The sequence below is a fragment of the Reichenbachiella sp. MSK19-1 genome (genome assembly GCF_003590315.1).
GTDB classification, from domain to species: Bacteria; Bacteroidota; Bacteroidia; order Cytophagales; family Cyclobacteriaceae; genus Reichenbachiella; species Reichenbachiella agariperforans.
Map to the genome: position 1 here is coordinate 277,940 of NZ_MIER01000021.1, position 15,542 is coordinate 293,481.

16 protein-coding genes are annotated in these 15,542 nt (G+C 42.9%); 7 read left to right on the forward strand and 9 right to left on the reverse strand.

The annotated features are described in order from the left end of the window. Positions 1-43: 43 nt before the first annotated feature. The 5 genes from BGP76_RS19110 to BGP76_RS19130 all read right to left on the reverse strand — a co-directional run bounded on the left by BGP76_RS19110 (position 44) and on the right by BGP76_RS19130 (position 5,121). Positions 44-619, reverse strand: coding sequence for a YqaA family protein (locus tag BGP76_RS19110; protein ID WP_119845855.1), 576 nt, complete (start codon positions 617-619; stop codon positions 44-46). 15 nt (positions 620-634) lie between these two features. Next, entirely contained in the window at positions 635-1,369 is a 735-nt protein-coding gene (locus BGP76_RS19115) for a hypothetical protein (RefSeq protein WP_119845856.1), read from the reverse strand. Between the two features lie 85 nt (positions 1,370-1,454). Continuing rightward, positions 1,455-2,339, reverse strand: coding sequence for a diacylglycerol kinase family protein (locus BGP76_RS19120; RefSeq protein WP_119845857.1), 885 nt, complete (start codon positions 2,337-2,339; stop codon positions 1,455-1,457). Positions 2,340-2,408: 69 nt separating this feature from the next. Beyond that, positions 2,409-3,347 carry a DUF3078 domain-containing protein gene (locus BGP76_RS19125; RefSeq protein ID WP_119845858.1) on the reverse strand — a complete coding sequence of 313 codons (939 nt, stop codon included), beginning with the start codon at positions 3,345-3,347 and terminating at the stop codon, positions 2,409-2,411. Positions 3,348-3,435: 88 nt separating this feature from the next. Continuing rightward, positions 3,436-5,121, reverse strand: coding sequence for an AMP-binding protein (locus BGP76_RS19130; protein WP_119845859.1), 1,686 nt, complete (start codon positions 5,119-5,121; stop codon positions 3,436-3,438). 472 nt (positions 5,122-5,593) lie between these two features. Between BGP76_RS19130 and BGP76_RS19135 the strand changes: the two genes are divergently transcribed. From BGP76_RS19135 to frr, 4 genes are all read left to right on the forward strand, one after another. Then, entirely contained in the window at positions 5,594-6,064 is a 471-nt protein-coding gene (locus BGP76_RS19135; RefSeq protein ID WP_073122801.1) for an Lrp/AsnC ligand binding domain-containing protein, read from the forward strand. A 59-nt stretch (positions 6,065-6,123) separates the two neighbouring features. Beyond that, positions 6,124-6,618, forward strand: coding sequence for a biotin/lipoyl-containing protein (locus tag BGP76_RS19140; protein ID WP_119845860.1), 495 nt, complete (start codon positions 6,124-6,126; stop codon positions 6,616-6,618). Positions 6,619-6,682: 64 nt separating this feature from the next. Beyond that, positions 6,683-7,387, forward strand: a complete 705-nt coding sequence (pyrH, locus tag BGP76_RS19145) for a UMP kinase (protein WP_073122799.1) — start codon at positions 6,683-6,685, stop codon at positions 7,385-7,387. Positions 7,388-7,425: 38 nt separating this feature from the next. Continuing rightward, on the forward strand, positions 7,426-7,986 hold the full coding sequence (gene frr, locus BGP76_RS19150) for a ribosome recycling factor (RefSeq protein ID WP_119845861.1): 561 nt from the start codon (positions 7,426-7,428) through the stop codon (positions 7,984-7,986). Here the strand turns inward: frr and nadD are convergent. From nadD to BGP76_RS19170, 4 genes are read right to left on the reverse strand one after another with little or no spacing between them, the layout of a single operon-like run. Continuing rightward, positions 7,983-8,567 carry a nicotinate (nicotinamide) nucleotide adenylyltransferase gene (gene nadD / locus BGP76_RS19155; protein WP_073122797.1) on the reverse strand — a complete coding sequence of 195 codons (585 nt, stop codon included), beginning with the start codon at positions 8,565-8,567 and terminating at the stop codon, positions 7,983-7,985. The genes frr and nadD overlap by 4 nt on opposite strands. Continuing rightward, a complete protein-coding gene (gene gmk / locus BGP76_RS19160) occupies positions 8,564-9,136 on the reverse strand; it encodes a guanylate kinase (RefSeq protein ID WP_119845862.1) in 573 nt (190 codons plus the stop codon). The genes nadD and gmk overlap by 4 nt, the downstream gene beginning before the upstream one ends. A gap of 7 nt (positions 9,137-9,143) precedes the next feature. Then, complete coding sequence (locus BGP76_RS19165) at positions 9,144-9,467, reverse strand: hypothetical protein (protein ID WP_119845863.1); 324 nt, start codon at positions 9,465-9,467, stop codon at positions 9,144-9,146. After that, the gene (locus BGP76_RS19170) at positions 9,445-10,026 is read right to left on the reverse strand and encodes a sigma-70 family RNA polymerase sigma factor (protein ID WP_073122794.1); all 582 of its coding nucleotides are present in this window, start codon (positions 10,024-10,026) and stop codon (positions 9,445-9,447) included. Before BGP76_RS19170 ends, BGP76_RS19165 begins: the two co-directional genes overlap by 23 nt. A 287-nt stretch (positions 10,027-10,313) precedes the next feature. On the opposite strand from BGP76_RS19170, the gene BGP76_RS19175 reads away from it, so the two are divergent. The 3 genes from BGP76_RS19175 (at position 10,314) to BGP76_RS19185 (ending at position 15,377) form a co-directional block, all read left to right on the forward strand. Next, entirely contained in the window at positions 10,314-10,907 is a 594-nt protein-coding gene (locus BGP76_RS19175) for an RNA polymerase sigma factor (protein ID WP_073122793.1), read from the forward strand. A gap of 168 nt (positions 10,908-11,075) precedes the next feature. Further along, on the forward strand, positions 11,076-12,026 hold the full coding sequence (locus BGP76_RS19180; protein WP_119845864.1) for a FecR family protein: 951 nt from the start codon (positions 11,076-11,078) through the stop codon (positions 12,024-12,026). Between the two features lie 66 nt (positions 12,027-12,092). After that, positions 12,093-15,377, forward strand: a complete 3,285-nt coding sequence (locus BGP76_RS19185; RefSeq protein ID WP_119845865.1) for a TonB-dependent receptor — start codon at positions 12,093-12,095, stop codon at positions 15,375-15,377. The last annotated feature ends 165 nt before the right edge of the window (positions 15,378-15,542 follow it).

Here is a 15,542-nt window from a genome sequence, read left to right on the forward strand (position 1 = left end):
CGGCTAATAATTGACTTCTGATAGGGGCGGCGTTAATTAGCTGTTAAATCTTGTCTACTTGCCAAACAACATAGGCATAAACCCCGAAACGGAGCAATCTACTGATGCCAAATAACAGAAAATGAGAGAGTTTGAAATGTGCTGCGCCGACGATCATACAGATGGCGGAGTAGGGTACAGGTGTGGCTGCTGCGATGACGATCATGAACCCTCCGAAACGTTTGACTTGCCGTTTGAGCTGCGGACCAGCTTTGGTCAGGAGCTTATTGTAGAGAGGAGTTGTACTGAAGAACCTACCAAAGAAGTAACCGATGATCCCGGCAGTGTATGAAATCCCTGCCAATAGTATGGTGAAAAGAATGTAATGGATGACTCCTCCCTGATGTAGAGACCATATCATGAACAGTTCTGGCGGGATGATACCAAACAAAACTTCAGATAGTGTGAAAGCACTGAAGACTAATAGGGGCTTGTCTGATAGGTGCTGCATGACCGTGTCATACCCACTTTGGAAATAGTACTTTGCGATCAGAAAGAGAGCTAGGATTAGTACTAGCCAGATCAATCCTTTGCCGAGGTTGGAGAGGAGGTAGCGGTATTTGCTATTTTGTGTTCTCACAGATCTAGGATGAAATCACGAATTTTCGTGTAAGTTGTTTTTTTGAATATCAATGGGTACTAGCTCATCTTTGCCTTCTGTAGAAGGTGAATTTGATGCTATGAGGTGTTTGTTCGTTTTTAGTAAGTCTTCTGAGTCGCCGATAGTTACTTTCCAGTAGGGGTCTCGTAGATCGTAGTAATGGTTGTTGTACTGGGTGAGCATGATTTTGACAGCATAGTTGAGTCGGTTGAGTGCGTCAGTTTTATAGTCACGCCTATTCATAGGGTGAAAGATGAAAAACTTGACAATCGGAAAGGATTTTCGCCTCAGCTCCCCTAGGATAGAGGGAATGCGGATGTCTTCAGTCTTAACAGCTTTATTGATACTATCGATGGCTTCTTCACAGTAGGTACTCAGCCCGTTTAACAAATCAAAGTAGAGCCAGACTTCTTCGTTTTGGCTTTGTTTGAGAGATTCGACATAATCATTACAAAAAACTTTTAGAATACTGAGTTGCGGAACACACAATGCGGGTTGTGTATAGACATTGGGTTGCCATAGTATTTCTCGAAATGTGAATATAGATGGGAGCAATTCCGTGTCGTAGTTTTCTTCTTTTTTTAAATTCTGAATGTCACGAGAAGAAAGATTTTGGATTACAATATCACCAGCAATTAGCTCATAGATCCAACTTTTCCCTTGATTAGCTTGAAGTGGCTCAGGCGCCATTTCCATAAATTCCCATATCTCATTGAGGTCTATCTTCATTTATCTTTAGATCACTATCTGGTTCTAACAAATATATTCATTGTGTAGCACAAAAGTCTATTTGAAGTTTTCTATAGGTGTCTTTTTAGATTTTGGGAGCGAAAATTAGCAGCGATTTGGGTTTGATTTCTACAGTGTTGGTGGCTTGAGCTGCGATAGTTTCTCCGTCAATCTGCGCTTTAGCTGCTGACGTATGGATGACGATTTTTTTTGCAGTCATCAACTGTGTGTGTTTGCTATTGCTTAGGGATTTGGTAAATAGTTTGTACGGGAAGGTTAAACAACGTGCAATGTTTAAGGGAGCGACAATGGTTAGGTTCAATAGACCATCTTCTAAGGAAGCATGAGGGGAGATGAAGGCATTGTTGCCGTACTGGCTGCCATTAGCGATTGTGATGATGAATGGAGTAGTTTTTACTTTTAGCTGATCTACGATTAGTTCCGTTGCCTGCGGAGTGAACTGTAGGTACTCGCGGATAGATAACCAGATGTAGGAGAGTAAGCCTCGGCGATCATGGTTATCGAATGCATGTGCGACCTGTGCGTCGAATCCTATACCTGCTACGTTGAGGAATAGTTGATCGTTGAACCATCCAGTATCTATGGGGGTGGTCTGCGAGTCATTGAGTTGAGAGATGGCAGTAGGGATGTGGTCAGATATACCTAGGTGCTTTGCAAGTCCATTGCCAGATCCGTTGGGTATGATGCCCATGGGCATGGTTGTGAAAATTAGCCCTTGGGCTACTTCATTGATGGTGCCATCTCCTCCTACAGCGACGACTAGGTCGAAATTTTCTTGAACAGCCTTTTGCGCTCTTTCTGTAGCATCACCACGCTGTTTGGTCTTGTATATAGTCCAGTCGAAGCGTTGGTTGTCGAGATGTCGTGTGATTAGAGCTGGTAACTTGAGTTTGGCTCCTGGGCCAGAGATAGGATTGGCGATGAAGAGCACTTTCCTTTTGGGGGACATAGATAGGATGTCTGATCGTGAGGTATAAAAAAAGACCAGCTAAAAGCTGGCCTTTGAAATGTCGTTTGATTAGCCTCGGGTGCCTCCGAATTTGTAAGAAAGGCCTAAGCTAAGAATGCTTTTGAATTGCCATCTAGCTTCTTCTGTAGACAGGATAGGCTCTCCTGCTCCATCTAGGTCATAAAATTTAATGTCATAATCGTAGATCGTTTGGATGTAAACCATTGCTGATAGAAAATCATTCACCTTCATGGTCAGGGTGTTTTCCCAGTTGACGTCTATCTTGTCGGTATTCTCCATATAGTTGGTGAATAACAACAAGTTGGTACTATAGGTAGTGTTTTTAAAAATCTCTTTGTTATAATTGATTTTTATAGTTGCTCCAAATTCTGCCCTCATGTTTTTGCCAGTACCAGCTATAATAGCGCCAGTGCCGTCAGTTTCAGCTGCGTCAACTCCATAAGCCCCAGCGTCTGCTAGGTCATCGTCCATGACAAATGTCATTTTGCCAGAAAGAAGACCAAATGAAGCGCTAAAGTTGTCGTTAGGTTTATAATCAGCACCTACAGAAGCTAAGAGGTAGCCAGGAGACATGAAGCTAGAGATTTTATTATTTTGCTCTGGGTCATCGTACCCTGGAGCGAACTGAGTCCTGAAATCAACCATTGCGCTATAGTACCATTTTCCTTCTCCCATTTCTTTGCCGTACTGTGAGGTAATCACTAACCTATCATCTGCTTTTTTACTATCTACCTTGTCTTCTTTGATAAAACCGAAACCTAGGTCTATTGTGTTTTGCCAGAATACGCCTTCTTTTTTGTAATCAAAAAACTGAAAGAAATAGGCTCCACCAGAGTAAGTGTTGATACCACCTGCTGCCCAGTTTTTTAAAGTCGCTTGGTTAAACGTTAGACCTACATTACCACCTTTGTTCCAATAGGTCGTGTCAGATTGTGCTTGCACCAATAGGGGTGCTATGAGGATGAGGGTTAGTATGATTTTTTTCATAATTATTAACGGGAATGATTATTCTTAATGTTGAAACTAGCAGCTAAAATAATAGAAAATACGCTAAGGCTTATTTTCTTAATGTTAATTAATCGTAGGTATTGGTTTTAGCGTCATTTTCTTTCAGGATACGTCTGAGAATCTTTCCAACGTTTGATTTCGGTAGTTCGTCACAGAATTCCACATGTTTAGGACATTTGTATGCAGTGAGGTTTTCGCGAGCATAGGTTTTAATCTCTTCTTCTGTTAAAGAGTTGTCTTTCTTTACGATAAATACTTTGACCGCTTCGTTTGACCTTTTGCTTGGGACACCTATGGCCCCTACTTCTAACACTTTAGGATGAGCGGCGAGTGTGTCTTCTATTTCATTCGGATAGACATTGAAGCCTGAGACTAGTATCATTTCTTTTTTTCTATCCACAATACGTATAAAGCCGTCTGAATCCATCGTAGCAATATCGCCTGACTTGAACCATTCCCCTTCCATGACATGTTTGGTTTCTTCTGGTCTGTTCCAGTAGCCTTTCATGATTTGGGGGCCTTTTGCATAGAGTTCTCCCGGTTCGTCAAAGCCTACCTCAGTACCATCTTCTGCTATGAGTTTGATCTCAGTACTAGGCATGGGTACGCCTATAGTGCCTATTCTGTGGTTGCCGTTGAGAGGGTTGACAGTGAGTACGGGGGAGGTCTCGGTTAGCCCGTAGCCCTCTGCTAAGAATGAGCCTGTCACAGTAGCCCATTTTTCGGCAACCGCTTTCTGTACTGCCATACCGCCTCCGATGGCCACTTTTAGTTTGCTGAAGTCAAGTTTAGCAAAAGCTTCCTGATTGAGTAGTCCATTAAATAGTGTGTTGACTCCTGTGATAACCGTGAACTGGTGCTTGCTCATGTCTTTGATGAAAGCAGGCATATCGCGAGGGTTGGTAATGAGGACGTTGTGTGCTCCATACTTGAACATCGTGAAGCAGTTGCTCGTCAATGCAAAAATATGATAAAGAGGGAGAGCTGTGATGACAATTTCTTTCCCTTCTTCGAGCATTACTTCGAGCCATCCGCTGACTTGTTGGAGGTTGGCTACTAAGTTTCGATGGGTGAGCATTGCACCTTTGGCTACACCTGTAGTGCCGCCAGTGTATTGTAAGAAGGCGAGATCCTCACCGTCGATTTCTATTTGACGAAAATGTTTTTGCTTGCCTAGCTTGATCGCATCATTGAAGGGGATAGTTGATGGTAATGAGAACGAAGGAACCATTTTTTTAATCCGCTTCACGACAAAATTGACGATGGTTTTTTTGAGGCCTCCCAACACATCTCCGACTTGCGTCGTGATGATTAGTTCAATAGGTGTGTCTGAGAGGATTTTCTCTAGATTGAATGCAAAGTTTTCTACGATGAGGATGGCTTTGGCTCCAGCATCATTGATTTGATGTTTCATCTCCGATGCGGTGTATAGCGGGTTGATGTTGACGACTACCAGTCCACATTTGAGTGCAGCGAACATCGCGATGGGATATTGCAGTAGGTTGGGCATTTGGATGGCAATGCGGTCACCTTTTTCAAGAGTCGTTTCATGCTGAAAGTAACTCGCCATGTGATTGACCTGGGTTTCGAGTTCTTGGTAGCTAAGCACCTTCCCCATATTTTCCATGGCTGGAGAGTTTGCGAATTTTTTGAATCCGCGATCTAGCAAATCGGCTAGTGAGGAATAGTCGTCAGCATCTATCTTATGTGGAATCCCATCAGGGTACTGCTTGAACCAAGGGTAATTTTTCATATTCGTTGTCTTTAATAATCACTTTGGGTAATGGTAGGCTAGGTCACTATTCATGATAAATATGACTATAGAAAACGGAATAGCAAAGAAAGGACTGTGAAAAAAGGGTGGAAAGGAGTTAGTTTTGCAGAAAATGAAAAAAGTCTGGTAAAACCAGACTCTTTCATTAAACAACATTAACCCAAAAATGATAGCTGTAGGAGAAGGATTCGAACCTCCACGGAGCGGTTAGCCCCTTGACGGGATTTATTCCTTATCTCCACCCCCGAGACAGGGGGGCATGGCTGCCTGTTTCATCACCCTACATTATGTCAAAGTATCTAAGAGAACTTCTTTTCCCTTCCTTTGTGATTACAAATTTATAGTAAACACTCGGAATATTAAAAATTTTTCATAAAAACATTTAATAATTTATATGTGATCTAATAAATCTTTATAATTGTTGAGTAATTAATAAAATGACTTGTAAATCATGCCGAAAAATTATGAAATTGATGAAGTGGATTTAAAAATCCTTTCTCACCTGATGATTGACGCGAAAACTCCCTATACAGAGATAGCCAAAAAGGTATATGTCTCGGGAGGTACTGTCCATGTAAGAATGAAAAAACTCGAAGAAATGGGCGTAGTGAGAGGTACAACCTTACAACTAGATTACTCCAAGTTAGGGTTTGATGTCACATGCTTCCTCGGGATTTATTTGCAGCGTAGTTCATTGTATGATTCTGTAGTAGAAGAGCTAAAGGGTATCCCTGAGGTAGTGAGGATACACTATACAACAGGTAATTATAATATTTTTATCAAGATTCATTGTCGTGATACCAATCACCTGCGTCAGGTATTGCACGACAAGATTCAGAAAGTAGATGGTATTGATCGAACGGAGACGTTTATTTCCCTAGATGAGAGTATGAGTCGACCGATACAGTTGACAGGAGAATAACAGACAGTATATGGGGTAAATTGACATAGTCACGTTATTTTTATGTCAAACACCCAAAAATGAAAAAAGTAACAATAGGTAAAAGCACCATCGAACTTGAAAAAGTTGATGGTGCTTTTTTATTAAACGGAGTATCAGTCATGCTCGATATTCATCAAAAGACACCTGTCAACTATCACGTATTACATGGTAGAGGTTCCTACATGGTGGAAGTGGTGCATATCGATAGAGATAGAAAAGTGGTCAATATGCTGATCAACGGAGTAGCCGTTACTACGGCTGTTGAAGATGAGCTAGACTTAGTTTTGGAAAAAATAGGTTTTGAGAAAGGTGCTGGATCAGGAGATAATGAGGTCAGGGCACCTATGCCTGGGGCAATACTCGATATGCTCGTAGCGGAGGGACAGACTGTCCAAAAAGGAGATCCACTTCTTATATTAGAGGCCATGAAAATGGAGAATGTTATCAAAAGTCCAATAGATGGTGTGGTCAAAAGTTTGTGTACCGCAGTAGGTGAGTCCGTAGAGAAGGGCAAAATTCTTTTGATATTTTAAATGATGTCGAATTCCATTCTATATTTGTAGGATTTGAAACACAAATAGGAATAATACCTGATAGATGAAGTACAAAAGAATATTATTGAAGCTGAGTGGTGAAGCATTAATGGGCGATAATCAGTATGGGATAGACGCTTCAAGACTGGAACAGTATGTCCAGGACATCAAAAAAGTGTACGACGAAGGTATAGAGCTGGCGATTGTGATCGGTGGTGGTAATATCTTCAGAGGAGTACAAGCCGAAAGTTCTGGAATTGATCGTGTACAGGGGGACTACATGGGTATGCTAGCGACCGTGATCAATGCAATGGCGCTACAGTCTGCACTAGAAGGAGCAGGGCTTTATACGAGACTCATGTCAGGTATCAAAATTGAGGAGGTCTGTGAGCCATTTATCAAGAGGCGTGCAGTGAGGCATCTCGAAAAAGGACGTATCGTTATATTCGGTGCGGGTATTGGCAATCCTTATTTTACGACTGATTCTACGGCTAGTTTGCGAGCCATCGAAGTAGAAGCAGACGTGGTACTGAAAGGTACACGAGTGGATGGTGTATATACCGCTGACCCAGAGAAAGATCCTACAGCCACCCGTTATCAGGACATTAGTTTTCAAGAGGTGTACGAAAAAGGGCTAAACGTGATGGATATGACGGCATTTACGTTATGTCAAGAAAATAATCTGCCTATTATCGTTTTTGATATGAACAAAAAAGGGAATCTATTAGAAATCGCCAAAGGAGCGGATGTAGGAACCTTAATTTCATAAAGCATACATTTATAATAACACATAGATAGAATTAAGACATGGAAGAGATCGAAATGTTTTTGGATGAAGCCAAAGAACAAATGGACAAATCTGTAACCCACTGTGGCCAAGAGCTAATCAAAATACGAGCAGGAAAGGCCATGCCTAACATGTTGGATAGCTTGATGGTGGATTACTATGGTAGTCCAACACCGATCACTCAAGTAGCCTCCATCAATACACCTGATGCTAGGACACTCGCTGTGAAGCCATGGGAAAAAAATATGATCTCTGAGATCGAGCGCGCCATCATGAATAGTGATTTGGGATTGAATCCGCAGAATGATGGGGAGCAAATTCGTATCAATATACCAGCATTGACTGAGGACAGAAGACGTGATTTAGTAAAGCAAGCTAAAAATGAAGCAGAAAATGGTAAAATCAGTTTGAGGAATGTGCGTAAGGACACCAATGAGTCCTTGAAAAAACTACTGAAAGATGGCGCGTCAGAGGATGAGATCAAAACTGCAGAAGCCGAGGTTCAAAAAATCACTGATGCACACGTAGCTAAAATCGATGAGCTTTTCGTGTTAAAGGAAAAGGATATTATGACGATCTAATTGTAGAGCTTTTTACTCTTAATGAGATAGTCTACTTCAGGGGGCACTAGGTATTTGATCGAGTGCCCCTTTTCTATGGCTTCACGGATATAAGTCGCCGATATGTGCAGCATGGGCGCTTTGATAAAGTCCGCCTTATCTTCTATGTCTATTTTGGGTGCACGAGCATTAGGACGTGGATAGACAATGAGTTGATGATGTTTTAGAATTTCTTCGTGGTTTTTCCACTTGTGAAAATGTGTCAAATTGTCTTCACCTATGATAAGTTTGAATGATTTGTCTGGATGTTTTTCGGATAATACTGCTAGTGTTTGGACGGTATAGCTCGGTTTTGGTAAGTTGAATTCTACGTCAGATGTTTTCATCTGCGGTTGGTCTTGAATCGCAGCTTCGACCATTTCTAGTCTGTCAAATTCATGAAGCAGGTTGCTGTTTTTTTTGAAAGGATTCTGTGGACTCACGATGAACCATAGTTCGTCTACACTGCCCGCATCGATCACCGCCTGGGCAATAATCATGTGACCGATGTGAATGGGATTGAATGATCCAAAAAACAAGCCTACACTGCGCATGTTATTCATGAATTTAAGAAGGCTTGCACTATTTTTTTGCTCTCGGCAAAAGACTCTTCGAGGTTGTCATTGATGATGACTTGGTCAAATTTGTTTTCAAAGGACATCTCGAATTTGGCTTTGAAGAGTCTTCGTGATAGACTTTTTTCATCCTCTGTTCCACGGTCTTTGAGGCGCTCTGCCAACGTCTCCATGTCTATAACCTTGACGAAGATAGCTAGTGCATTGTCGCCAAAGTATTCTTTAAGGTTTAGACCGCCTTTGACATCTACATCGAATATGACGTGCTGGCCGTTGCTCCAGATTCTTTCGATTTCTGATTTGAGTGTGCCGTAGAAATTGCCTTCATAGACTTCTTCCCATTCGATGAATTCGTCTTTGTCTATTTTTTCTTTGAACGCCTCGGGGCTTAGAAAGTGGTAATCTTTCCCGTGAGTCTCACTACGACCTCTTTTGTCTCGAGTGGATGCAGAGATGCTGAATGCCAGTTCGGGGATTTGTGACAGTAGGTGTTTGACAATGGTCGTTTTTCCAGAACCAGACGGTGCTGAGAATATAATGGCTTTTCCTTGGTGCATGAGGCTTTTAGAAAGTTGACTTCTCTATTTTACTACGGATAGACTCTGCCAGCCCAGCGGGGACTTCTTTGTTTGTCATCTTGTGCTGAATGGCTTTTTTTAATTCCTGCTCCAAATTTAGTTTATCTACACATTTTAAGCACAATTTTAAGTGTCTTCTCAGATATACTTCTTGTGCAGGAGAAGATTGGTTGTCTATGACATCATGAATCAATGCGATGTAGTCAGAGCATTTGGCCATCCCTGTTTGGAGTTTTATGTTGTGTATGTACTGTTTTAATCCCACGGTTTCTACTGTTCTTGTTGTCTTAATACCCCATACTAGCCGCATAGTTGGCTAGTTTTTCTTTGAGTAGGTTTCTAGCACGATGTATCCGAGACCTTACTGTACCGATCGGGATATCCAAAATTTTTGCCATCTCGTCATAAGTGAAACCTTCTAGGTCACAAAGAATGATGACGGTTTTAAAATCTACATCTAGGCTGTTGAGCGCATTGGTGATTTCGTCTCCCATCATGTTCTTGACAGTATCTACACGTAGGTCTGTCGTAACGGATGGCTTATCAGTTCCTTCGGAGTTGTAGTATCCCTCGACTTCCTGATAGTCGACTTTGGAGGGTTGCTTGCTTTTCTTTCTATACTCGTTGATGAAACTGTTTTTCAGAATTCGAAACAACCATGCCTTGGCATTAGTTCCCTTTTGAAAAGAATTGATGAAACGATGCGCCTTCATGTAGGTGTCTTGAACTAGGTCTTTGGCGTCATCTTCGTCATAGGTTAGTTTATAAGCAAAATTGTAGAGGGCATTGAGCTGAGGCATGAACTCGTGATCAAATAGCTGCTGCTGCTCCTGAGGTGAATATTCATTTTTCTCGGTGTTTTCTTCCATGGTTACTTTTAGGCGTCCTCAGATTAGATGTGTCTAAAAAGACAATAGAAACGTGGCTAGTTTTGATAAGTTATATGCCTCACAGTTTCCTTTCAAACTCAAGGTATAAAAAGAGTTTCACAGCTTGAAGAATTTAGTGATTTTGATTTCTACAATGTTTCATTATCAATTATGGTCTAAAGCGCTGTACTTTATGTTTTTCTAAATTTAATGTTTTCATAAAGGGTATTTATAGATCGATCTGATGTTGATACATAAATTTGGTGTACTCCAACTTATGCTTCAATATGATATTCGACACAAGTAGTGATGCTAATTTAATACCTGCACTAAAAAAAGGAGATAGAGAGGCATTTGAAGCGATCTATGCTCATTTTTGGAAACCACTGTATATACATGTTTACAAAAGGTTGGATGATACATATTTGGCAGAAGAGATGGTTCAAGAGGTTTTTGTTCAGCTCTGGGAGAACCGACAGAAAGTGGAAATCGAAAGGTCATTGAGTGCATATCTCTATGGTTCTGTAAAGAATAAAATATTACTGCACTTTAGAAACCTGTACCGTCACAGTGCTCATCATGCGGAGATCAAGTATCAGGCAATTAAGTCAGATCAACAATTGGAACGCAGTGTAGTCCAAGGAGATCTATTGGACAAAATAGAGCAGCTCATTCAATGTCTGCCGAACAAATCTCGTCGTGTGTTTGAGTTGAGTAGGGTAGATTTTTTGAGCAATAAGGAGATTGCTGATCGCATGGGCATCACTGACAAAACGGTGGAGTACCATATCAATTATTCTCTCCAATATTTGCGCAACCACTGTCCAGATTATCTACTGGCTAGTTTGTTTTTTTATACGATGACAGGTGCTCAGGCCTAAGTCACCCCATACACTTGATACAGGAGAGGACTCCCTAGGCATCAACTGGTACTTTATCTAATTGTTACTCCGTTACTTTTCTTTTAATGATAGCATAATAAAATCGACCTAGGGAAGTGAAGCTCTGGGGTAACTCTATGTGTGAACGCCAAAATAGCGGCGTAGCATATGGATGAGAATAGAATCAAGTATTTGTTAGATCGCTTTGCTGAGAATACCATTACGGGTACTGAAAGGGAGGAAATGGATACGTGGTATGAGCACTTTGATCTGCTAGAGGATGATCTACATCTGACCTATGTCCGAAACCATGAGGTGAAACTTGGTGCTAGGATGTGGCAAAAAATCACGCAAAAAATAGACTACAAGCGTCAACTTAAGGTGCCATACCGTTGGGCGGCAGCTGTAACGATACTTCTTGTTTCTACGTGGCTCATGGTAGCGTATAGACAGAGTATCTATCAAGAGCTCTACACGCTGACGACCAAAAGTGTGGAAGTACCCAAAGGCAAGATGCTCGTCGTAGATCTGCCAGATGGTTCCAAAGTCTGGGTGAGGTCAGGTAGTGTTTTGAGCTACAATTATCTCTTTCTAGGGGAGGAGCGGAGAGTAGATCTCACGGGAGAAGCATTCTTCGAAGTAGAGAAAAACCCTGAGAAGCCATTTGTAGTGAATGCTGGAGATTGGAACACACGCGTATTAGGAACCTCCTTCAATGTCAAAGCACTTCCCGATCTAGAAGCATATGAGGTACTTGTTAAAACAGGGAAAGTTCAGGTAAGTAACTCCGTTGATGTACTGGCTACTATGTTGCCAGGCGATCGATTGGTACGCAGAGGTCAGGAGCTGTACAGGGATCACCGAGCGCTGTCTCTCTATACCGATTGGAGAGGAGGTAGTCTTAGCTTCGACAATAGCTCGATGGAAGAGATTGTCTGGTATCTCGAAAACTACTTCAAGGTGGAGATTAATCTAGAAGCTGAGTCGCTTAGGACACATCCTTTTTCAGGAGATTTTACAGGGCTAGAGTTACATCAGATATTACGGATGATGCAGGAGTTGTACCCTTTTGAAGTGGAGCCTCTAGGTGTTAAGAGCATCTTGATCAAAGAAAAATAAAGAACAAGGGGAGCTGCGCCAACAGCCACCCCTTGCATGTTTAATAATAAGTAAGTCAACAAAACTATGAAAAAAAAATTACCGCATAGGTGGTTTCTAAGGAGTGAAAATCTCCAAAAACTAATGAGTCTTCTGGTGCTACTATGGCTAGGAGTCTCACCGTTACAGGCAGCTCAGGGCGTACTCGATGCGCAGGTTTCTATCCAGTGTCATGGGTGCTCTCTCAAGAGCGTTCTCATGCAACTGGAACAAAAAATGAGTGCCAAATTCATCTACAGTGAAGCAGATATCCAAGGAATTTTGGTCAATGCTACCTATGATCGGGTCACGGGTAGCAGGATCCTCGACGATATCCTAGGGACAAACAATCTCAGTTACAAAGTCATGAATGGTCGCGTGGTGATCAAGCGAAAAACGCCCCCACAGACTGGAGGACTCAAAGGCAAGGTCTACGATGCAGATAGCCACAGCGATGTACTGATAGGGGCTACAGTTCGGATAGAGGGCACTGGACTAGGCACTACCGTGAGTGTGGACGGTACTTTCGAGTTTAGGGAAGTGCCTGTGGGGGTCTATACAGTGGTAGTCTCTTTCGTGGGCTATCAGACCCGTCGGCTGCAGGAGGTCAAAGTCCTCCAAAACAATACGTCTGTGATAGAAATACCCCTAAACCAAAGCTCCACTGAGCTGGGAGAGGTCGTCGTGAGAGGTAATATCCCAGTTCAGTTTGCTCCGATCCAAAACTCCACAGAGATTTCTCTGATGAGCGAGATCCAGCGTAGCAATGTCGTACTCACCGGTATCTCCAGCCAGCAGATCACCCGCTCGCTAGACAGAGATGCAGCGGATGTGATGCAGCGAGTACCTGGAGTCAATCTGATGAACAACTTTGTACTGATCCGAGGCATGTCTCAGCGCTACACCATGACCTATATCAATGGCATGATGGCACCTAGCACAGAGGCAGATCAACGGGCTTTTTCTTTCAATCTATTGCCCAGTGGATTGATTGATAATATTCTGGTTTATAAAAGCCCAGCTCCTGAGTTGAGAGGAGGTTTTGCAGGGGGGCTTGTCAATGTATCTACCAAACAATCCAATACAGCGAGAAGGATACAAATTGGGTTTTCTGCACAGTACCGACCAGGCTCCTCCTATGCCGATGGCTATACCAATAGTGGCTCCTCTGCAAGTGACTGGTGGGGAGGTGGTCTGGAGGATCGGGAATACGACCGGCGGCTGTATGACCCTTCTTACTTATTCCCTGATAAAAACCCCTATGCACTGCGTGATCTCACGCTCAATTTTCCTAAGCCCTATGACTTGAAAAAGAAAAAGACTGATTTTGACAAGCGACTGGGCATCAACTATTATGACTCTTGGAAGATCGGTAACGCTAGGCTCAATAACCTAACCTCACTTAACTACACCACCCAGAGTCAGTTTGTGACGGGCTATACCAACGGAAATTCCATACCTCAGAATGATATAGAGGGAGCAGAAAGAGAAGAACTGGATTTTGAAGGGGTGGACAGTCTCTATCGGGAAAATCTACGGATCAGTGCCTTGCAGACGCTGGGGCTGAAAATCAACGATCATCATCGACTGGAGTTTACGGGGTTTTATAACCACACGGTAGACGACCGTACCAATATCCGGGACAAAAATGAGTATGTGACAAATGATAATTTTAACAGAACACGTGAGGTCAATTATGAGTACACGGTGCAGGACTTGTATACCGTACAACTCGGGGGGCAACACACCTTAGGTGCGCATGAGATCGACTGGCGGGTGGGAAAGAACTTCTCCTCCAGTGCTACACCAGACCTGCAGTCACATACTTTCGATGTGGCTGACGCTACGATTTCCTCTGGTACTTACCAAATAAGAGGCACTGGAGACGCGGTACTGCGTAGAGGCTCGGTCTTCACAGAAGAAGATGGAACCAGCTACGGTCTAGACTACCGAGTGAAGCTCTGGGACAAGTATCTGGTCAAAGCAGGCGCCATGCATCAGTCTCAGGAGCGAAGCTTCGAAAGTTGGTACTATTATCTGGCCTATAGCAACCCAGGCGGTTCAGACATCTACTCTACAGGTACAATAGAGGCACCATGGTATCAGCTGAGTGATATTGTCAACGATTCACTAGTCATAGATCCCGATGATGTCAATGGTGACGGCTTTACTGGCGGGACGTATATTGGTAGGGATTATAGTGAAGGACTTTTTAGAGCGGTCAATGACTATACAGCTGTCTATATCGGCACGGAGCTACCGATTAACAAAAAACTACAAGTGAATGTGGGCATGCGCTATGAGTGCTATTCGCGCAAGCTCTTCGATGAGCTGGATCGAGAGCTGATCACCACATACGGTTATGATCGCAAAACAGGCTTGCCTGTGGGTGATACACTCACTAGTGGGCCAGTCAACGAATACTGGCTGCCATCTGCCAGTCTCAACTGGAACATCTCTGATGACATGCGGATAACAACCTCCTATGGCAAGACTATAGATCGACCAGCCTACCGGGAGTCAGCCCCATTTGCTTATTACGATTTTGAAATCAACAGTCGCATATTTGGTGATGCTGGGCTGCAAGATGCTACTATTCACAACTACGACCTGAGATGGGAGTACTACCCTACACCTGGTGAATTTCTTGCGGTTGGTGTGTTTTATAAGGATATGGAAAACATCATAGAGTTGACCGATCGTACAAATACTAGCTTTCAGTCTGGCAATCGCTACCTCTATTTTGTCAATTCCCCTGAGGCTACAGTGAAAGGGATAGAGCTGGAAGCTCGCAAAAACTTGGGCTTTATCCCTTGGAAGCCGATGCAGTATTTTTCCATCATTGCCAACTATGCCGTGATGAAAAATGAGGTGAAAGTACTGGAGTTGGACAGTACCTCTGCCGAAGTACCGGCCGATGGTAAGCCACGTGTATTTGTGGGAGCAGCGCCCTATGTGTTCAATGCCAGCTTGTACTTCGAGCAGCCAGAGTGGGGCACTACCTTCAGTGTACTAGTCAATAGCATTGGCCAGCGCATGATTGCAGCGGGAGGCCCGCGGGTATCACCCATTTATGAGCAAGGACGCACGACACTAGATCTGGTGCTGCAGCAACGGATCACCCCTTCGCTCACACTCAAGGCAGGTGTGCAAAACCTGCTCAATACCAAGATCGTGCAGTACCGAGACCAAAACATGGACGGGAAGTTTGACGAAGGGAAAATACAAGAGGTGAACTACTATGGGCTGGACACTCGCTATGGCTTTGACTATATCACCCGAGAGTATGAGACGGGGAGTTATTATTCCCTAGGACTCAAACTTGAGTTTTAATGCAATGTTGAACTTTTCCAAAGTCTCAAACTTTGGAAAAGTTAGTCAGACTAAGGATCAATACTAAAATCATATAAAACCTTAAATGAGAGAGAATACCATGACTGTAGAGAAGTAGAGAAACAAAAAAGCCTCACACCGCCGAGGGCAGTAGTGAGACCAGTC